Origin of the sequence: Vibrio inusitatus (assembly GCA_024346935.1) — a bacterium.
Lineage (GTDB): Bacteria > Pseudomonadota > Gammaproteobacteria > Enterobacterales > Vibrionaceae > Vibrio > Vibrio inusitatus.
On record AP024878.1, the window covers coordinates 2,243,687 to 2,264,903 of the forward strand.

The 21,217-nt window shown below is 40.3% G+C and carries 15 protein-coding genes; 5 read left to right on the forward strand and 10 right to left on the reverse strand.

What is annotated here, in order from left to right:
* Positions 1 to 104 precede the first annotated feature (104 nt).
* Both recC and OCU48_RS10340 read right to left on the reverse strand, forming a co-directional pair.
* Positions 105 to 3,536, reverse strand: coding sequence for an exodeoxyribonuclease V subunit gamma (gene recC, locus OCU48_RS10335; RefSeq protein WP_141345447.1), 3,432 nt, complete (start codon positions 3,534 to 3,536; stop codon positions 105 to 107).
* A 211-nt stretch (positions 3,537 to 3,747) separates the two neighbouring features.
* Positions 3,748 to 4,698, reverse strand: coding sequence for a TDT family transporter (locus OCU48_RS10340; protein ID WP_141345446.1), 951 nt, complete (start codon positions 4,696 to 4,698; stop codon positions 3,748 to 3,750).
* A gap of 104 nt (positions 4,699 to 4,802) precedes the next feature.
* Between OCU48_RS10340 and OCU48_RS10345 the strand changes: the two genes are divergently transcribed.
* The 3 genes from OCU48_RS10345 (at position 4,803) to dapD (ending at position 7,405) form a co-directional block, all read left to right on the forward strand.
* Positions 4,803 to 5,735, forward strand: coding sequence for a LysR substrate-binding domain-containing protein (locus tag OCU48_RS10345; protein ID WP_141345445.1), 933 nt, complete (start codon positions 4,803 to 4,805; stop codon positions 5,733 to 5,735).
* Positions 5,736 to 5,789: 54 nt separating this feature from the next.
* Positions 5,790 to 6,083: a YebG family protein gene (locus OCU48_RS10350; protein WP_141345444.1), complete on the forward strand. Its 294-nt coding sequence runs from the start codon at positions 5,790 to 5,792 to the stop codon at positions 6,081 to 6,083.
* A gap of 290 nt (positions 6,084 to 6,373) precedes the next feature.
* Positions 6,374 to 7,405 carry a 2,3,4,5-tetrahydropyridine-2,6-dicarboxylate N-succinyltransferase gene (gene dapD / locus OCU48_RS10355; RefSeq protein ID WP_141345443.1) on the forward strand — a complete coding sequence of 344 codons (1,032 nt, stop codon included), beginning with the start codon at positions 6,374 to 6,376 and terminating at the stop codon, positions 7,403 to 7,405.
* A gap of 112 nt (positions 7,406 to 7,517) precedes the next feature.
* Here dapD and OCU48_RS10360 read toward each other — a convergent pair whose 3' ends face one another.
* The 3 genes from OCU48_RS10360 to galM all read right to left on the reverse strand — a co-directional run bounded on the left by OCU48_RS10360 (position 7,518) and on the right by galM (position 11,801).
* Positions 7,518 to 8,822 (reverse strand): dicarboxylate/amino acid:cation symporter, encoded by a 1,305-nt coding sequence (locus OCU48_RS10360; RefSeq protein ID WP_141345442.1) that lies wholly within the window; start codon positions 8,820 to 8,822, stop codon positions 7,518 to 7,520.
* A 309-nt stretch (positions 8,823 to 9,131) separates the two neighbouring features.
* Positions 9,132 to 10,358 (reverse strand): ABC transporter substrate-binding protein, encoded by a 1,227-nt coding sequence (locus OCU48_RS10365; RefSeq protein WP_141345441.1) that lies wholly within the window; start codon positions 10,356 to 10,358, stop codon positions 9,132 to 9,134.
* 372 nt (positions 10,359 to 10,730) lie between these two features.
* Positions 10,731 to 11,801, reverse strand: coding sequence for a galactose-1-epimerase (gene galM, locus OCU48_RS10370; protein WP_141345440.1), 1,071 nt, complete (start codon positions 11,799 to 11,801; stop codon positions 10,731 to 10,733).
* A gap of 294 nt (positions 11,802 to 12,095) precedes the next feature.
* Here galM and OCU48_RS10375 point away from each other — a divergent pair, with 294 nt between their 5' ends.
* A complete protein-coding gene (locus OCU48_RS10375) occupies positions 12,096 to 13,439 on the forward strand; it encodes an MATE family efflux transporter (protein WP_208727129.1) in 1,344 nt (447 codons plus the stop codon).
* Between the two features lie 680 nt (positions 13,440 to 14,119).
* Complete coding sequence (locus tag OCU48_RS10380) at positions 14,120 to 15,493, forward strand: O-antigen ligase family protein (RefSeq protein WP_141345438.1); 1,374 nt, start codon at positions 14,120 to 14,122, stop codon at positions 15,491 to 15,493.
* A gap of 48 nt (positions 15,494 to 15,541) precedes the next feature.
* Here the strand turns inward: OCU48_RS10380 and OCU48_RS10385 are convergent, their stop codons facing one another.
* The 5 genes from OCU48_RS10385 to OCU48_RS10405 are packed head-to-tail and all read right to left on the reverse strand — an operon-like array spanning position 15,542 to position 21,205.
* Complete coding sequence (locus tag OCU48_RS10385) at positions 15,542 to 16,576, reverse strand: tetratricopeptide repeat protein (protein ID WP_141345437.1); 1,035 nt, start codon at positions 16,574 to 16,576, stop codon at positions 15,542 to 15,544.
* A gap of 16 nt (positions 16,577 to 16,592) precedes the next feature.
* A complete protein-coding gene (locus OCU48_RS10390) occupies positions 16,593 to 17,537 on the reverse strand; it encodes a type II secretion system F family protein (protein WP_141345436.1) in 945 nt (314 codons plus the stop codon).
* A 3-nt stretch (positions 17,538 to 17,540) separates the two neighbouring features.
* The gene (locus OCU48_RS10395; protein WP_141345435.1) at positions 17,541 to 18,506 is read right to left on the reverse strand and encodes a type II secretion system F family protein; all 966 of its coding nucleotides are present in this window, start codon (positions 18,504 to 18,506) and stop codon (positions 17,541 to 17,543) included.
* A 12-nt stretch (positions 18,507 to 18,518) separates the two neighbouring features.
* Entirely contained in the window at positions 18,519 to 19,976 is a 1,458-nt protein-coding gene (locus OCU48_RS10400) for a TadA family conjugal transfer-associated ATPase (protein ID WP_141345434.1), read from the reverse strand.
* A 14-nt stretch (positions 19,977 to 19,990) separates the two neighbouring features.
* The gene (locus OCU48_RS10405) at positions 19,991 to 21,205 is read right to left on the reverse strand and encodes a CpaE/TadZ family protein (protein ID WP_141345433.1); all 1,215 of its coding nucleotides are present in this window, start codon (positions 21,203 to 21,205) and stop codon (positions 19,991 to 19,993) included.
* Between the last annotated feature and the right edge of the window lie 12 nt (positions 21,206 to 21,217).

The window sequence follows — 21,217 nt, forward strand, 5'->3', positions numbered from 1 at the left end:
AAAGAACTAAAAAATAAGAGGTCTCTCTGACCCTTTGGCCACCAGCAATTACCCTACAAATAATAAATGCTGGTGGCCACCCTTTCTCTTTTAGCCTATTCCCGTTATTTGGATTTTTCTTGCAGTCTTTCTTGTGCAGGTAACAAAACCCTTTCAACTAACCGATATCCCGACTGCTGCAACTCTTCGCTCCATTGCGACCATGCCCTCTGAATGTACATATCATCCGTTTCACCCGAGTTATAGTCATCACCAAGAGCTGTCGCGCTAAATTTGCCTAATGCTGCTTCTCGAGCAACCTCGGTATCCCCTTTCTTCGCTTTCTTAACAAACTCTTGCGTCGCGGCATGCGCCGAACGAGGAAAGTAAGGCAGAGGATTGGTCATTCCTTCAAAATACAGTGCAACGAGATCTTGTAGAAAATCCAATGCATCTTGCTGTTCAATAGCAGCTAAGGAAAAGTATTCAATCTCTTTTTTACTAGATATTCCAATAAGATGGCTGGTTACAGGCACACCTGAGGCGCTAGCACATAAATGTTTAATCCACGCCTGCAGAATATCTTTAGAGCGAATACGACCCACGCGATAATGAACGAGGCCGGATGCATAGTAGTTGTCTAACCACCCGCTAATCGTTAGCCACTTCTCACGGTACTGTACCTTCAAAGACACGGGTAGCGAGGGCTGTTTATTACTAGCATAGAATTCAATCTCAGCGACCAACTCTTTCATGGCATCTCGATTTTCCAAAACCTCTAGGTCGCCAAAATTGCCAATAGGTAATTGCCCTGAACTACGATAGTAATTCGCCACTTGCTCTACCTTCGAGCCACCACCATTTAACATGGCTGAGACAATCTCATCCCGTAGCAGGTAACGATCAAGCCCTCCTAAAGAGAAGGGTTCCTCATCGTCAATCAGCTCTTTTTCACTGTTAAACCACACTTGGAGTCTCTGATTAAAGAAGTACTTCACAGGCAGTGACCAAAACGACAATAGTTGTTCCAATTCAATCTCAGACAACTCTTCTCGTTCAACAAAGTAATCAGATAAGGAGCTATTTAATGTGTCTGCTTGAGAGCTGACTCCATTCACTACAGGCAACCACTCAGCCGCAAAACTTTGGTTATTTTCAAAAGCCTCACGACTAAATGGAGTCATGCTGTGATAAGAACTAAGATGGTGAAGCAAGTGCTTTCCAGAGTCGTCTACAGATAGAGATTCATCGCCCTCTAGACAATAATTCTGTGAGCAATACTCAAGCAATTCGGTCACCAAAATCGATGGCAAGCATTCGCTGTTATCGAGAATAGATTGTCCGATATAACTGATATACAAGCCTTGTTGAGCAGAAAGTAGCGCTTCTAAAAATAGATAACGGTCATCATCACGACGGCTTCTATCACCGATGCGACTCTTTACGGTCATTAAGTCAAACCCTTCTTGGGCAACGGTTCGAGGATAGACCCCGTCATTCATTCCCAGTAAGCACACCACATCAAAAGGGATTGAGCGCATTGGCATTAGGGTACAGAAGTTTACTTGCCCAGCTAAGAAACGCTGGCTAACACGGGAATTATCCAGTTTATCTTGCAGATACTCGGATACTACTTGATGACTCAAGGCAGTATCTAGACCAGACTCTGTAGTTTGCTGCGTCAGAGAAGATAGAGCGTCACGAATGCTGGTTAAGGCTATCTCATTTTCAATGTCTAGCTCAAAAAAGTCATTGGCCAAAGCGTTGAGCTGTGTTTGCCACTGCGCACTATACTGTTGCTCTGTTAAAGCACTGCGGTAATGTAATACCTTATCGATAAAGGTCGCGAGCTTTCCTGCTAGCTCAGCCTGCATCCCCTCAATTTGTTCGTAGGGTGCAAGCATGCCGTTACTAAGCTCTAACGGCTGGCACATAGTCGACATGCTGTAACCCAGCAAAATACGCTGTAAGCCGAATACCCAGGTATTCTGATTTAAGCTAGGCAGTTCAAATTCAATGGCGGTCGAATCATCAAGTCCCCAGCGCACACCGGCTTCCTCTACCCATAAATTAATTAATTCAAAATCAGAAGCTGATAACCCAAAGCGTTGCAGTATTGCTGGGGTTTCCAAGATCTCCATCAACTCACTGCGACCACAACGGCTGTTAGGTAAATCCAACAGCTGAAGAAACGCGTTTAAGATAGGCGTCTCTTCGGCCACGCTTCGGTCTGAAATAGAGTATGGAATTCTTCTATCACCTGTCGCATTGCCAAAGATGGCATTTATTGCCGGAGAATAAGCATTAATATCCGCGACCATCACAATGATATCGCGCGGCTTTAGTGACGAGTCTTGATTGAACAGTTGCAGAAGCTGATCGTGCAATACTTCCACTTCGCGAGTTGCACTATGACAACAATGTATAGACAAAGAGTTATCGTGTTTTGATACTCGCTGTTTATGCAGACTTTGTTCTAGTTTGGTATCATCTTGATGCTGATTGAGCTGTAAGATATCTTGCTGAATACTTTGCAGAAGTGTTTTAACATCCAGATCAACAAAAGCTTCAACCTCATTGCTATCAAGCTCAGATAATAAATGTAGATTATCACGACCTTGCTTCCCCATAGAGGCAAGCAAGTTATTACTGATCGCATCATGATGAAACTCTGGTAGGGCATTGTGCTCAATATCCCCTTTAAGAATAGGGATCCCCTGATCTTCACTTATCTTTTGTCCATGCCAGCGAATACGCGGTCTCACCTTAGCTGCCATTTTCACTAGGGTACGCTGATCTTTAATATCACCCCAGTAATAACGACACGGGTTATGGAACATTAAATGAACATCAATATGCTCACCTAGAGCCTTTAACGCTTCTAAATATTTTGGTGGTAAGGAACTAATACCAAACACAAACAAGCGCTTAGGAACATTTGCACTGTTTATCTCTGACAGATTTGCCAGTTTATCGATGAAGTCTTGATACAAATTTGCACGGTGGTACTTCGACTGACCTAATTGTTCAGTAAAGCGATACAACTCTCTCCATAATTCACCTTGCCACAACCCCTGCTCTTCTAATTCGGTTGGGTGATCATTATTTTCCCAAGCGGTAATGTAGTCAGGGCGATAAACCAAGTAACCATCGAAAATATCAGCAATTTTTCCCGACAACTGAAACAGCTTTGAATTGTCATCGTCATGCTCAAGGTAAGACGCTAGGGAGGAAAACTCAGCCCGTTCAAGTTTACTTGGCAGTACCTGCATCAACTTCCAAGTCATTGCTTCTTTATTGAAAGCACTACGCTTAGGGACATCAGGAAGTACTTCAATGAACATTTGCCAAATAAAGGTAGCTGGAAGAGGAAAATTGAGATTGGCAGCAATCCCCATATCCTTAGCCAATTCCATTTTTAACCACTGAGACATACCTGGGCTTTGAACTAAGATTTGCTCTTGTTCAAAGGGCGATGTTAAAGGTTGCTGGTGAATAAGCGCAATGAGTAGAGATTTAAGAAGATCGATCTGGTTTGAATGATAAACAGTAAACAAGGCAGGCTCACAATCCGTTGAATCAATTGTAATAAGATTATCACACCCTAGGGTCTGTTGATCTTTTGAGTTTATTTTTGTAGCGATTTGTTGGGTATTTAAACAAGGCAGTCACTTTAAGGTGTGGTGGTTCCACATGAAAAGGGACTAACGCCAAGGTCAACAGACCCTAGTGCAATTGATGTCTCAAAGTGAGTTATTTAAGACTCATTTATAACCTTGGTTGAATCAATAAGTTATTTAAATATTGTATTGCCACATAACCCACCACGAGAGTCGCTACTGTCAATTCCACTAATGCTATTGCATGTACTTGCTCAACATAGTCAGCGGGTACACCAATCTCATTCATCCATGCTACAACTTTAAACAAGGCCGTTGCACCAATCACTAGAGGGAAGGTAAAAGCGGCATAAGCTGGACTAAATGGCAGTCTCAATAAGCGATAAAACGCTATATAAATAACCGATGTCATTAGGATGGCAATACCAAACAACAAAGCCACGATAACTGGTGATGGAGCATCAACAAAAGAAAGATAGCCGGCCAATGAGAGGCTTGCTGGCGCCGCCAGAATCGCGATAGTTGGCTTAGCTGCATCTTGTACTAAATCAGAGAATATAAAACGATAGATCATCATTGGTAGCATAACCGCGTAAGTCGCCATGCCAAAGTACAAGGTATATTCACCAATCCAATGCAAAGATGAACTGCCTGAATAGGTTAATGCCGCAACTATAATGCCTACAGGTGGCACGAACCAACTTGGAACCATATGGTGCAACTCAAAGTTTTGACTCCGATGAAAAATAAAGCTCACCAAAAACACAATATGTAAAACGACAGACATCACCCACATTAGATTACCAAGCCATGTTAAGTGTTGCCCGATCGCATACGAAACGACCATACATCCCATAGCAAAAGTGGGCACCACGCTTCCTACAACTGGGTGAGAAAGATCTTGCTTTAGTAAGTGTGTATGAAGTAAAAATTTGCCTGCTAAAATAGATAGCAATACTGATGCAATAACAGCCCCTATGGTTTGCGCATAACCACCAAAAATGCCTAGGTTTTCTAAACTCCAGCCTAAACTTGCAATTCCTAGAGCCAGCCCTGCCATTGGGGTGGGTGCGTTCGCCAAACGAGGTTGTGTTTGCATTAGATTGCTCCGCTCATAATTTATTTGATGTGCTTAGTTTACTCTTGAGCTATGTTTATTAATATTTAAAGATTTAAAACCAACGTTAAGTTAAGTAAAACGATATGATTCCATTTACTCTACGTCAGTTAGAAGTGTTCACTTCTGTGGCCAAAGCCAATTCTTTGTCTGCGGCTGCCCAAACTTTATTCTTGTCTAAAGCTGCAGTGAGTCTATCTCTCAATGAGCTCGAAAACCAATTGGGTCATACCTTATTTGATAGAATCAACAATCGATTATTCATCAACAATGAAGGTACAAAGCTACTTCCTATTGCTGATGAACTGCTGCATCGTGCGCATTCGATTCAAAGCTTGTTCAATAACACTGAAACCCTCAGTGGAGAACTTCGATTGGGAGCAAGCGACACCATAGGCAACCAACTATTACCCTTTTTAATCAGGGACTTTAAGCGCAAACATCCAGCAGTCGAATTTAAAGCCTTGTTATCAAATTCTTCTGATTTAGGGCAGAAAATACTCGACTATCAAATTGATATCGCCTTAATCGAAAGCAACGAAGATTCAGCAAAGCTCATTCATCACCCATTTGGTTTTGATCAGATGTGCGTAATAAGCCAAGCTGATCATCCCCTTTCATTGAAGGAAACCCTCATGTTTAATGACCTTGAAAATGCGAAGTGGTTACTGCGAGAATCGGGCTCTGGATCTCGTGACTATTTCATTGCCCATATTGCTGAGCATTTATCAAACTGGCAGACAGAGCTTGAATTCAGTAGTAGCGAAGCAATCATCAACGGTGTAACCGCGGGGCTAGGCTTAGCCTGTTTATCGGAACTGTCCGTAGATAGCGCAATAAAGGCAGGCAAAGTGAAGAAGCTCAACATTAGTTTGCCCCCAGAACGCTCGATGCAGATCGTTTTACATAAAGACAAGTACCTAAACCCATTACTCAATGCATTCTTGCAATACAGCCTTGAATGGCGTTTAACCGATCACCCCACAAAATCACTAACTCGGCTAGACTGTAAAGAGTGATTTATGTATAAATAACCAGTATTCAATCTATAAACAATTTTATGAGGATGGACCATGGCTGTTATCGTCAAGTACGTGGTAGAACGCAACGGAGAAGAAAAGATGACTTTTACCTCGAAAGCCGAAGCGGACGCATATGACAAGATGCTGGATATGGCAGATGAATTGTTCGAGCTTTTGAGCAATAGCGAGATCATCACTGATGAAGGCCAGCAAGAAGAGTTGTCTATGTATTTAGCTAAGCACAAAGAAGAGGTACTTTACGCTCTAGGTGCTAAGCGCAAACCAACGCCAAAGAAAGCAAAGGTTGAAGCCGTACCTGATTCTTCAGAGTCTGACGCTGCTTAAACTACGCTATATTAATGCCCTGCACTCATCATTGAAGCGTAGGGCGATTTCCTCTTCCCATCTCTCTATCTCCTCAATATCAATTCACTAAGCTTGCTACTTCTCCAATGCTCATTGCGCCTCTTGTTTCAGCATTTTGTCAGTTTTCGTGATTTACCCCTTTTCAGCTAAGCGAACGCTCTTTATAGTGTAAAGCTATCAACAAAATTTGAGAGGTACGTCTCTCCACCTTAATGAATTACAAGCGGGTGCATCAGACGTACGTGAATATGATATATGGAGATTAATTGATGTCTTTCTTTGCACTAGCACTCGGTAGCGCGACTAAAAACCGTGATGGCAAAATTATTGAAGCTTTCTTCCCAACCCCTGTCTTGAACCCTGCAGCAGAACTTGTTGCAGCGGTTAAACAAGCTGCGGGTTATGAGGAAGGCAACCAAAGCTTAGAAATAACCTCTGAGCAATGTGCTGCACTTGCAAGCGCATTTGAAAGCAATGGCCAAGCGGCAAGTGCAAGTTTTGCATCAAAAGCAGCGGCATCAGAGCAGCCTTTAGTTGTGGTTGTACTTGAGAGCGATGAAAAACCACAATCGGTTGCTGAAGGCTTCCTTAAGCTGCAACTGATCTCTAACCGCCTAGTTAAGCCGCACGGCACTGTACTTGACGGCATCTTCGGTCTTCTACACAACATCGCATGGACTAACGAAGGTCCAATCGATCTTCCTGAACTGGCTGATCGTCAAATCGAAGCTCGCCTAGCTGGTCGCGCACTAAGCGTAGATTGCGTAGACAAGTTCCCTAAAATGGTGGATTACGTGGTTCCTGCAGGTGTACGTATTGCTGATACCTCTCGCGTTCGTCTTGGCGCACACGTGGGCGAAGGCACTACCGTTATGCATGAAGGCTTCATCAACTTCAACGCTGGCACCACTGGTGTAAGCATGGTTGAAGGTCGTATCTCTGCTGGTGTTATGGTCGGCGATGGCTCTGATATCGGTGGTGGCGCATCTATAATGGGTACACTATCCGGTGGCGGTAAAGTGGTTATCGCTATCGGTGAGAACAGCTTACTTGGTGCAAACGCTGGTCTTGGCTTCCCTCTAGGGGATCGTTGTACTATCGAGTCTGGCTTGTACGTGACTTCAGGTACTAAGGTGCGCATGCTAGACAACAATGGTCAAGAAGTTGAAATAGCTAAAGCTCGCGACCTAGCTGGCAAGTCTGACCTACTGTTCCGTCGCAACTCGCAAACGGGTGCCGTTGAGTGCCTAACCAACAAATCTGCAGTAGAACTCAACAGCGAACTGCACAGCAACAACTAATCACTAGCTGATAGTTTGAATAGAAAAGGCTGCGTTTTTACGCAGCCTTTTTTCCTCTTTAGCAGACACAAAAAAGGGAGCCTAGGCTCCCTTAATAACATATCTATTTAGATTATTTGCTCATAGGGTGAAGATGAACCTCTTCTTCCCTTTTGCCTGCATCTGGATTGTTGAATGTATCCACATCCAATGCACCTTCAGACTTACCTACGATAACCGTAACAGCACTGTCACCAGTGATGTTCACTGCAGTACGAATCATATCAAGTAGACGGTCAACACCCATAATTAGAGCGATACCTTCGAGAGGAAGACCGACTTGGTTCAATACCATAGCTAGCATGATAAGACCTACACCTGGAACACCCGCTGTACCAATAGAGGCTAGCGTAGCGGTTAGGATAACGGTTAAGTAGTCCCCCATGGTTAAGTCAATATTGAATGCCTGAGCAATAAAGGCTGTCGCCACACCCTGCATGATAGCAGTACCATCCATGTTGATGGTTGCACCTAATGGTACAGTGAAAGAAGCTACGCGGTTCTTAACACCTAAACGATGAGTTGCGGTTTCCATAGTAACTGGAATCGTCGCGTTTGAAGATGCTGTTGAGAATGCGAACATTACTGCATCTTCCATCTTCTTCAGGAAGTTTAAAGGGTTAAGTCCTGTGGTTGTCTTCAGGATAAGCGGGTAAACCACTAGACCTTGAATCAGAAGTGCAGCAGTTAGAACTAGGAAGTACTCACCTAGGTTCATGATTGCGCCAAGGCCAATAGTTGTGAACAGCTTCGCCATCAAGAAGAACACACCGTATGGTGCAATATTCATTAGAAGCGCAACTAGCTTCATAATTACTTCATTGATGTCTTGGAATGCAGCGGCTACACGCTCGCCAGTTTCACCACAAGCACTGATCGCGATACCGAACAATACAGCAAAGACAATGATCTGTAGGGTGTTGCCCTGTGCCATTGAGTTAATTGGGTTCTCTGGGAACATGCCTACAATAACCTGACCCAATGACGGGGCTTCGGTTGCAGTAAAGCTTGTTGCTGCAGCAAGGTCTGCGCCAGCGCCAGGCTGGAATACAGTACCCATGAAGATCGCCATTGAGATTGCGATCATCGTAGTTACTAAGTAAAACGCGATTGTCTTACCACCTAGACGGCCTAGAGTGGCAATGTCCTTAAGTGAGCTAGTACCACAAACAAGTGATACAAACACCAAGGGCACAACAAGCATTTTCAAGCTAGCGATAAAAATTGAACCACCTACATCAAATAGTCCATTGACTAGATAGTTATTAATAAACTGGTTTTCGCTAAAAGCTAATCGAATGATAAAGCCTGTCAGGATCCCTAAACCCATACCGAGGATTACTCGGGCGGTCAGTGACATTTTCTTATCGGTATTCATCTATGAACACTCCTATTCATTTTATAGTTTTTGCTTTGAACGGCTACAAAGTCGCGAGCAGATTAGCAGGCGAATAGGTGATATTTATTATCATTTGGCTTAAAAGAAATTAAAATGAGATATAGATCACACTACGCCGTCTTATCAAAGGCATTACAACACCGTATCTTTACAAAAAACACACATTAGCGAGCAGATATTGCTCAGTAAATGTCTATAAAATCACAGTGATACAATAATTGACCATCTAAAGCCTTCTGCAGAACAAAAAATACGCAATAAGTCGATAAGCACATTTCATTAAGCACGCTATTTAAAAGTTCGTACTCTTGTTTCCTCTAGCCTTTCTAATATTGTCTCAATGCTATCTGGGTGCAGCATAAACTCTTGGAAGCCTTTCATTCCCTCTTTTGCCATTGCTGGAGCCGTATCTCGGTCGTATAACTGAGCAGTACCGTCGGAAGCCGCTAACATTGCCACACCTTTATCTAAAAACGGATCGGGTTTGGCTTTTGCTTTACTATTGGTAGGGATCTGAAGCAACAACTCATTAATTAACTGCTGATTTTCTGCTCGTGCAACAAACTCAAGGAATAAGCGCGCATCGGCTTTGTTTTTTGCCTTGCTTGGAATGTGTAAAGTATCCATTGGTGCATCTTCCGCCAGCCCTACTGTAGGATCGATCACTGGGAACTGGAAGAACCCCATCTTTCCGTCAAGTTCCTCTGGGAAATTAGGCGTAATAAAGTTACCCATTAGATACATTGCAGCCTGTCCGTTATACAAGAAAGGTTGCGCTTCCTGCCATGAATATGACGCGTGGTTTATAAGGTAATAGCCTGGCTCCACCAGCTCAGCCCAGTTTGCGAATATTTTCTTCACACGGTCATCAGTATAAGGTATTTTCCCATCCATTAACTGCATATGAAACTCTAAACCATTGGTGCGTAAGTTAAGGTAATCAAACCACCCTGCAGCGGTCCAAAGGTATTTAGTACCAATGGTAAATGGGGTGATATCATTCTCTTTTAACTTAGCCGATGCTGCCTTGAGTTCATCCCATGTTTTGGGTTCAGTGATGCCATGCTTATCAAAGATATCTTTACGGTAATAAATGCCCCATTGGTAATATGTGTATGGCACACCATACTGCTTACCATTAACCGTCATCGCGGATGCTGTAGAAGCAAAGTCTTGCATCATATTATTGTCTTGCCAGATATCACTGACATCTTCAAACAAACCACGCTCTACAAAAGCTTTCATACGGTTACCCGCATACCAAAACACTACATCCGGTGGTGAGGTCAGTAGCCAATTGCGAATTGTGGTCTTGTAAGACTCGTGCTCATAAATATTATATTTAATCTCAATTTCAGGGTTAGCTTTTTCAAATCGCTCAACAATCTCTGCCCATGCCTTTTTTGGAGCCGGATCTGATGCATCAGAGTTGATAACTAGAGTTCTCGCCTGAACTGAAATTCCCTGCAGAGCACTCAAGGCTATATAGGCAAAGAGTAGCTTCACGTATTTCATAGGCATTAGTCCTTAATATTAACTACTCAACAGCGTTATTTGGTCGCTACAAGGGTTAAGTTGGTAATAAAATTCGCAGCATAGTGAAAGGAACTTGGATGACTAAAACACCCCTTAACACATGCAATCATCAGTTCCTAGATCATGGTCAGAAAAAATTTCAACACTAGATAGTCTCTGTCACAATCAATTGAGTTTAGACAGCAATTAATAGGCCGATATCAAGTGATGTTCGTTTTGTTACCTATGTGGTAGTTTTTTGTCAGTTATATAGGCAAGAAGCTTTTGATCTCATTAATGGCTTTTTTATTGATCAGAAATGCAAAAAGGCACTCCAAGGTGCCTCTAAGTTGGAAGAAGTAGCGAGAAAAACTACATATTGTTTAGGAACTGATAGGTCGTGCTGTGACTATAGGTTTCACCTTGTCTAAGGACATAGTTCTGCCGTGGCCACTCGGGATGGTTAGGACTATCAGGAAGGTACTGAGTTTCCAATGCCACTCCAGCGTAAGTATCATATTGGCCATCGATGCGGTTTGGGCTACCTTGTAAGAAGTTCCCCGTATAAAGTTGAACAGCAGGCTTAGTAGTAAACATCTTCATCGTGAGTAAACTATCCGGAGAAGTCACCGTTGCCGCACATTCTCCCTCTAAGCATGCTTCACTTAATAAGAAGGAATGATCGTATCCATTGCAATGCTTCTGCTCTTCGTCTAATAGCAAATCTTGACCAATTACTTTCGGCGACAAGAAATCAAAACCAGTATCAACAACCTCGCACAACTCTCCAAAAGGGATACCTAGTTCATCAGTAGGTAAGAATTGACTCGCATTAACACTGAGCACATGCCCCAAACAATCTTCTCCTGAATCAGCACCCATTAAATTAAAGTAGGCGTGATTCGTCAGGTTCATCAAGGTCGGCTTGGTTGTTGTTGCGGTATAACCAATCTTAACCTCATTGAGTTCAGTCAATTCATAGATGACGGTTACCTTAGCCTCACCAGGAAAACCCTGATCGCCATCTTCTGATACGATGGAAAACTGAACTTTCTGTTCGCTAGCCGCTTCAACATTCCAACGATATTTATCAAATCCAACGTTACCTCCATGCAGCATATGGCCCGTTTCACTGACCTCTATCTGAAAAGGCACGCCATCAATACTAAACTGACCGTTAGCAATACGATTAGCGAAACGCCCTACCGTCACTCCCATGAACGCTGAATGTTGGGTAAATTTTTCGATGGTATCGCAGCCTAGAAGAACCTCTCGCATTTCCTCTCGAACTGGAACCTGACAGCTCAACCATGTCGCTCCAACATCCATAAATGTCGCCACCATGCCGTGGCTATTTTTCAGTTGATATACTTTTGCGGGCTGTCCATCACTGGCAGCCCCCTTGCCTATACTTTCTAATAAATGAGCATGTGAAATGGTCATTGAACTCTATCCTTTAAATGAATATTTTACGCGTTTCTATCCCCGTAAAATCGATATTCTTTTAAGTAAAGATAACAATAATTATCAAACAGGTATCTACTCCAATAGCGGTTATGGCTAACTCATCACGCATTGTTTCTTGAGTTTGTTGTTGAGGGTCAAAATCTAACATTATTGTGCTCACTCCACGCTAATCAATCATTGATTATTTTGATGAAACCTGTGTATTAATCAATGCATCAAAATGATGATATCTGTATACTTGCGCACCGATTAAAATCCCGTACACATTTTATGTCAGACTCCTCGCAAACCATGAACAAACGAATGAATATTGTCGCTTTAACTTGGCCGATATTTGTCGAGGCATTATTGCGCAATGCCCTAAACACCAGTGATGTGTTCATGCTAAGCGGCTACTCAGATCTTGCGGTTTCTGCCGTTGGCGTTATATCTCCAATAAGTTTCTTTATTATCATTGTGTCTATGATGGTAAGTACAGGCACCGGTATCTTAATCGCTCAATACAATGGTGCCGGACGGTCAAGTGAAGCAGAACATGTAGGGATTGCTAGCGTGATCTTAGGCTTTGCCGTTTCCCTTATTTTAGGAAGTTTGTTCTTCTTTTTCTCAGATAATATTGTAGGGATGTTTGGCCTTGAACCACAAGTTGCTGAGTATGCTCAGCAATACCTAGTCATCAGTGGTACATGTGCAGGGTTTGTCACCACCAGCGTGGTCTTTTCTACCATTTTGCGTAGCCACGGTTTCTCTCGCTCTCCAATGTTAATAAACCTTATTTTTGGCATTTTAAATGTTATTGGTAACTACTGTGTTTTGTATTCACCATTTGGCTTGCCGGTTTATGGTGTAGCTGGCGTTGCCACTGTTACCGTGATCAGCCAATTGCTTGGGGCGATCTGCATGTGGTATCTGCTGAACAACAAAGATCTCAAGCCTAGACTAAGCAAAGCAGCAGAAGTGCTCTCGTCCACTTATAGAAAGATACTTCGTCTAGGGGTTATGAACGCAGGAGAGATCCTCTCTTACAACCTTTCTCAAATGGTCATCATTTATTTTGTCGTGCAAATGGGCACAGCATCACTAACCGCATTTACTTACGCACAAAACTTGGCGCGATTTACTTTTGCTTTCTCTTTATCACTAGGGCAAGCCAGCCAAATCCAAACCAGCTACTTCATCGGTAGAGGTTGGAATGACAGCATACTGCTTAAGGTCCAAAAATACTTTGTCGTGGGCTTTCTCGCTTCTGTCGGCGTAAGTACCCTCTTCTACCTTGGTAGCGAAACCCTACTTCGAATTTTCACCGAAGATCCGGAAGTAATAACACTGGCGATGGGTTTAATGTTGGGTTCAATACTGCTAGAAAGTGGGCGTGTATTTAACCTTATTTTTATCTCTGCGCTCAAAGGAACTGGCGATGTAAAATACCCAGTACAAGTAGGTATCTTATGCATGTGGGGATTTGGTGTAGGCCTTACCTATGTGTTTGGCATCTACTTTGGCCTAGGCGTTATAGGCGCATGGCTAGCCATTGCGGTCGATGAATGGATTCGCGGAATTATTATGGCCTTTCGCTGGCGTTCCAGAATTTGGGAAAGATTTAAGCTGATTTAAGTATAAGGGCGGGCTCAGTGAGTTCGCCCTTAGTGTTTTAGGATACATGACACACCGTCATATATTTTGAATGAAGAACCCAACAGGCTTAAGGCTTTTGCATCGGCAATGAAAAACCTATCTGACTTAGTGCGCTTTATTCTACTTTTACGTATTGATTAGCGGGGAGTTTTTCTCATTCCAATGAATGAGAATACTTTTATCCCTTGAGAGCACAATCAAACAAATCTAATCACTATTATCTTTAACAAACATTGTCTTTTGAAGAACGATTAAGAAGATCAAGATTAGTTATTTTTCAAGAATTCCTTGCTGACATATACATCAAACGAATAAGGTTTTAGCTTAGACTATGCAATAATTCCGCTACTCAAATACAAACAAGAATCTACCCCATCTCTTGTATCAATAAGTTGTTGAAAAGTCATTACTAGGCCTTCTACCATAGCGTTATCAAAATTTACCATCCCTTTCAACCTGATAAGAACCTTTACACAAAAGCTATCACTTATAAACACTTGAAAAATATGAATATTCGTGCAAAATAAAAAGAACAACTCTATCAGTCAGATATATATGAAAGGTTATTAACGAAGTCGTATGGGTGTTTCTAGATAAAGTTCTGGATAACATATTTGTCTTCTGGCTTTAGAATCTGAAATAAAAGGACAAGAAGAACAATGAAATTCATTCCTAAATTACTAACCGATAACTTGGTAGTTTTGTCTCTGGTTGGTATTTCACTCTTTAGTTTCAACCTTTTCATTTTACCTGATCAGCCCGTCTTGCTCTATGACTATAAAAGAATTTTTTTCTGTACTTTAATTATAACTAGTTGCTTATTGCTAACGCTGTCTAATTCTATCAGACAAGATGCTATCAATAAACTGACCTCACTTAGTCCACTAACTTTATCGTTACTATGTTTGTTCTTTATATTTTCTTTTATATCGAATATGTTCGGGTTATATCCTAGTCGTGGCTTTATAGACCTGTTTTATTATACAGGCATATTTATATTGATACTTGCACTTTCAAATAACAATACTAATAAATTAAACTATGAACTTTTTTCTCTAATAAGCATTCTATGCTATCTGTCAGTTTTTATTGGTTTTACTGTCACTAATCTATATGGTGATGGTAGTAGCATATGGACAATACTAAGCTATGGTAACCCTAGAATGCTAAATCAAGTTCAAGTATGGTTAATTATACCCAGTATCTATATTGCATTGATAACTAAAAGTAAAAAATCATACATTCCTATAATCTTAAACTTTTCTACAATGTATGCTTTAGATGCTAGAGGTTTATTCATTGCAGTTATCTTTGGTATTGGGCTTTGGTGTTTAATTAATAAAGAAAAAAGAATTAGCATAATAAAGATTGTAATCTCATGCCTAATTATTTCATATTTTATAAAGCTAATTACTTTATCACCAATACCAAGTCTTATATTTCATGGTAAAATACCTGAATCATTGCTCGGAATTAGAACTTCTGATTCAGGTAGAATAGAACTTTGGAAGCATGCGCTAGAAATGGTAACCTTCTGGGGGAAAGGGGGCGATGCCTTTGTTTGTAATTCTATTCTAAATTCTAGACCTCATAATTCAGTGCTACTAATAATGGTTAATTGGGGGTTAATTCCAGCACTCTTATATTCATGTTTGATTGTTAAGCTATTTTTAAAAACTATTAATACTAAAAGCTTAAAGCTACAGGCGCTCGGGGTTACAATACTTTCCGGCATATCTTATAGTTTAATTTCGGGAGTGTTAGATTCACCATTTAGCCTACTTCTAGGCTGCATATTATTATCTATTTACTGGGGTGTTTTACTAAGGAAGAATAGCTGTAAATATAAAAAAAATATACTCAATACAAATATGCATAGTATAATAATTGTGATATCAATACTTTCATTATCTGCAATATCATTCAAGTTAACAGAACGAATAAGTAATAACTTTTACCTAGCAGATGAGTTTATACCTGAAATCTATAAACCTCAATTTTGGTTAGGTAACAATTGCATATTGACCAAGTGAATAGATTAATTATAAATGACCTCTATGTTAGAGGTCATTTATATAACTTCAAGATTGAGTTGTTTCAACCTGTTTTACTTTATCTAATCTTACTTCAGATAAAGCACGCTCTAAATTTTCGTTTGCAACTTTATAATACGACGGGTTTTGATCTATTGCTTGTTGAAAATATGGTATGGCTTCATCGGCTTTACCTCTAATCATCAAAAAATACCCTACATTGTTTAAAGCTTCTGGGGTGGTCATATTTCGTTTAAAAATATTTAGTGCCTGCCTGTTATCACCTAAAGCAATATAAATTAACGCAAGGTTATTAAGCGCTTTCTCATTATTAGGGTCACGTTTCAAAGCTCTATTAGTAATCCTCTGAGCCAAATAGTAATTAGCGCTCATGTAATGAGAGTAACCTAAATTTACCATTGCTTTTGTTGAGTTGGGATTAATCTCAAGAGATCTTTCATAATATCGCTTTGCTATATCATTTTTCTTATCAACATCGGATAGAATACCAAGCCCCATGTAACTCTTATATGGGCTATTTGAATCATAAGGCAAGTTCTTGAGCGTTTCTTCCGTTACTTCAGAATAACTTGTTAATAGGTTTGGATTATTTAGCCTGACTTGATCGGCGTTAATAGCCCTAAAGAAATAGGTACGACCTTCCGCAGTTAAACCTTGTCTAGAATATAGCATGCCTAGCTCTTCAAGAGATTTTACATCATTTTCATCGTATTCTAACGCTTTCATGTAAGCTTTCTCGGCTAAAGGAAAGTTACCTTTTGCTGCGTGTATTCGTCCCACCGTATACAGTGTTTTGTTTTGATGAGTAGCATCAGAAAAAGAAAGAGATCGAAGGTACTCATATAAGGCAAGGTCATAATTTTTTGTGTTTAATGCTGTATCTCCTCGAGTAATAGCTTCCATTTCTGTTTTCGGGGGCTCTTCATTTGTCAGAGAGTCAACCGGTTTCCCTGCATACAACGAACCATCGAACTCTACTGGCTCAGGGTCAGAAGATGCACAACCAATTAGCCCAACACAGACTAAAGCAGTAAGCGCAGCTCTTTTAAAATTAACGTCCATGATCAATTATCCTTACTTATTTTAGCGCATCAAACAGTGTAATTAGGCCAGGGCCAAGAGCAACAATGAAGAAACAGGGCCAAATAAAAAGCACCATTGGAAACAACATTTTTGTCGGAATTTTTGCTGCCACTTCTTCTGCTGCCTGTGTTCGTTTATCACGGTAGTCTTCAGTATAATCTCTAAGGGTCTGCGCGATACTTCCACCCACCTTAGATGCATGTGACAGCATAGTAACTAGTCCAATAAGCTCTTCTACGCCGGTGCGTTCAACCAACTCTTTAAATGCTACTGGCATTTCTACACCCGCCTGGATCTTGGCACAAACCGTATCCAATTCTTCCGCAAGACTCGGATGGCTAATAATTAGTTCATCTCCGACCCTTTTTAGTGCTGCATTAAACCCTAAGCCAGACTCAGTACAAACGACAAGCAGATCTAACGCATCGGGTACTGCCGCTCTAATTTCATCTCTTCTGTTAGAAACTAATTTTGTAAGAACCATATTGGGCCCAAAAAGGCCAATCCAAAAGATTACTATTATAACCAGTGGCATATAACCGGAATCTTGCATTAATAAATAAGTAGCAGCACCTAAAAATAAGCCTACGAGTACAGTGATGAGCTTGATAGCATAGAATAAAGACAGAGCCGTAGGATCGTGAAAGCCAGCTTGGATAAGATAAGCTTGGACACTTTCCCTTTCTTTCTTACTATTTGGAACCATAATTGGAGCCATATTTTCCAAAGCTCCACCTATTCGCTCTGAACTTGAAGATGAATCTACGGCGCCTTGTATTGATTTTATTTTTCGTTTCAAAGGAGAATTAACTCCTAATACAATCATCCCAACCGACAATACAGCAAGTATCGTACCTATCAGAACCATGAGAAGAAATAAATTATCTCTAGTCAATAGGTTTGAATCTCCAAATAACGATGTAATTCCTTCTAATTCCATTCCTTACACCCTTATATTGACAATTTTTCTTATCCAAAGGGAACCTACAGCCAAGCTAATGATCCCTACACTGATTGCAGTAATACCACGCGGATCTGTTATCAATAACTCTGCATGATTAGGGTTAATAACCATAGTCATTAAATATAGAGCAAAAGGAGATAATACTAATATCCATGAAGACAAGCGAGCTTCTGCTGACAGGGTTCTTATCTTCCTAGATAACTTGAATCGTGCTCTCAGAACCTTTGAAACTTTATCTAGGTTCTCTGTTAGATTCCCGCCGGTTTCTTTTTGCAAGATTACTGCACTTGAAAATGCTAGCATTGAAACAGTTGGTGTACGTTCTACCATTTGTAAAATGGCCAATCTCATATCGTATCCGAAATTGAGTAAATTAAATGTTTTTTTAAATTCGACACCAATAGGATCAGGCATTTCCTCTCCAACCTCTTTAAAGGCCTGGTTAATAGGTTGACCTGCTTGTAAAACTCTCTTGATAATATCTAAACCTTCAGGAAGTTGTTCTTCAAATTTATGAAGCCTGTTGGTTATGCTCTTCTGAATGTATAAGTAAACGATAACCCATACACCAATAAACAATGCAATACTCATGTACCATAGATGATTTAAAGCTACTGAAACCAATCCAACAACAATACTAACTAACAACGTCCATCCAAGTAACTTACCCATTGTCACTGACATGCCAGCTAGCTCTATCATTTTTTTTAATCTTTCAAAAATTGAAATTTTAATTATTTTTCTTTCAAAAGGCGTCATCTCCTTTAAATAATACTCATGGAGAAGAGAAAGACTTTCTTCATCAAGTTTTTTTTGAGCTTGTTTTAAACGGCTTGTTAGCTCTCCATGCTTTGCTTTTTTTCCTGCTGCAGGAAGAAGTAATGCTTGAGAAATAAAAAGAACTGCAAAAAACAATAATATTAAGAATAGTCCTAAATCGTCCATATTACGCTTTCCCTATTTTAATTCCTTTGAAGCTTTAAATATTTCAAAAGGTAGATCCAACCCTCGCTTAATCATATTATCATGACACGCAGGAACTATTCCGGTTGCAATATAATCACCAATAATATTTCCGTCTTGATCTATACCTTGCCTCTGGAATTTAAATATTTCGGACATAGTAATAATATCGCCTTCCATACCATTTATTTCACAAATGCTAACCATTCTACGCTTGCCATCTTCTTGACGTTCCATTTGAACGACCATATGAATGGCAGAAGCTATTTGCGATCTCAGATTCTTAGCCGACATATTCCAACCGGCCATAGCAAACATATTTTCAACACGACTTAGCGCATCACGCGGGGTGTTGGCGTGGATCGTAGCTAAAGAACCATCATGACCAGTGTTCATTGCCGCAAGCATATCAACAGCTTCAGAACCACGAACCTCTCCTATAACAATTCTATCTGGCCTCATACGAAGTGAGTTTTTTACGAGATCACGCTGATTAATCTCTCCTTTACCTTCAAGGTTTGCAGGGCGAGTTTCTAGCCTAATTACATGTGGTTGTTGAAGTTGAAGTTCCGCGGAGTCCTCGATCGTGACTATACGTTTATCACTAGGAATAAATGATGAGAAAATATTTAAAGTTGTCGTCTTACCTGAACCTGTTCCTCCAGATATTAGAATATTTAACTCGCCCTTGACAGCAGCTTCAATTAACTTCGCCATCTCTGCAGAAAGAGAATTAAACTCTAACATATTCTCCATATTCAAGCGGTCAACAGCAAAACGTCGAATTGACACGGAAGCACCATCGATTGCTAGTGGTTGTATTATAGCGTTAACACGAGAACCATCTTTTAATCTAGCATCAACCATCGGCGAAGCTTCATCTATACGCCGGCCAACTTGGCTAACTATACGATCAATGATGTTTCTTAAATGCTTCTCATCTAAGAAAGTATGTGGTGTTCGTTCTAACTTACCAAACCGTTCTACATATACGTTTTTAGGCCCATTAACCAATATATCCGATACGCTTTTATCGTGAAGAAGAGGTTCTAATGGACCTAGTCCAAAAACTTCATCCTCGATTTGCTTAACAACACGCTTCCTACCTTCCAAACTGACAGGGTGCGTTTTATCATCATTCATCAATTGATGAAGTGCTTCTTGAAGCTCTTTTTTAGCTCTACTCTCTTCGAGGTTTGAAAGAACGCCAAGATCTAAAGTTTCAAGAAGCTTCTTGTGAAAATAATGTTTAACATCTAGCTCTTGCTTTAGATGTTTGTTCGATTCAGGAACGATTTCTGCCTTAGGGTTAACCGCTTCAGGAGCCACATCTTTAACCGGTTGTGGTTTGGGGTCATTTGCTAGTTTTTGGTTTTCCAAATTATCCGATACTGTCATAGATCGAGCTTTTTGCTCAAAATCTGGATTAATATTCTTCCTTTTAAAAAACATAATTCATCCCAAAATTAGCTAAAAATTTTTCCAAACCAACTTTTTGTTTCTTCTTCATTTTTCGAAATTGAAGAAGCTAACCTTTCAATCGCTTCCGATACTGGTGATTTTTTCTTGCTTAGCGAAAAAGGCTTACCTAGGTTAGAGCTCTCGTTGACTATTTTGTAATCATTAGGCATGACATGTACTCTAATTTGCCCCAATGCCTCTTCTATGTCCGTAATCTTTAAATGTTGCTTTTTATCATACCTGTTAACCACAACTTCAACTTGGTCTCTAGACAAACCAAATTCCAATTCAACAACACCAAGCATATCGTTAGTATTTTTAATTGATACATAGCTTTGTTGTGCAATAAAATAAACTTTTGTTGCCTGTAATATCAAAGAGCTATAGTTAGCTTCAATTCCTCTAGAGAGATCAGCAACTACATGAGAGTAATGTTCCCTCAAACTAGGAATAACCGTATGTAAGCTTCGAGCTTTCAGTTCATTCTCTATAGGATGCATTTGTTGAAAATTTAAAAAGCTAAGTCCAGAGAAATGAGTAGTTACCAAAGTTTGGAGAGAAACTTCATCTAGTTCGTTTGAACCGTCAATAATATCATGGAGACCATATTGAGGTTTAAGGTCTAAATAATCCTGTATAGCTCCAAACTGTACATCTAAATCTAAATATAAAACCTTGTTCTCTTTGTTTTTAGCTAGTTCAATAGCTGTATTCAATGAAACAGTTGAAGCTCCACTTCCCCCCTTGCTATTAACAAATACAAGCAAATCAGCAAGGTCTCTATTTGCTAATTTCTCGTCAGACACCGATGTTAATATTGATGCAATTCCCTCTAAGAAAATAGATTCTGCAACAAAATCAGAGGCTCCTATTCTCAAAGCTATTTTAAGATCCAAATTGTTAGTTTCATCACCAAATACAACTAAAGACGAATTACTATTTTGCAATACAAGGCTATTGGCGTAGAGCTCTGTAAGTTTTTGTGACCAATCACCTCCAGCTTGAATAAAAATTAGATCCGGTTCCGCTCTATCTTTGATAGTTTGAAAATTAAACTGACTAAGGCTAATAAATTCAACGGAAAGATTAGTGCACTTTCCTAACTCTCTTTCCATATGTAACTTAAAGCCATCAGAACTATAAATAAGCCATACAACTACTTGGCTTTTAAGTCCTAACCTATAATTGTCACCTGCATTCATTTGCACTACTTCACTCATTCATCCATGACC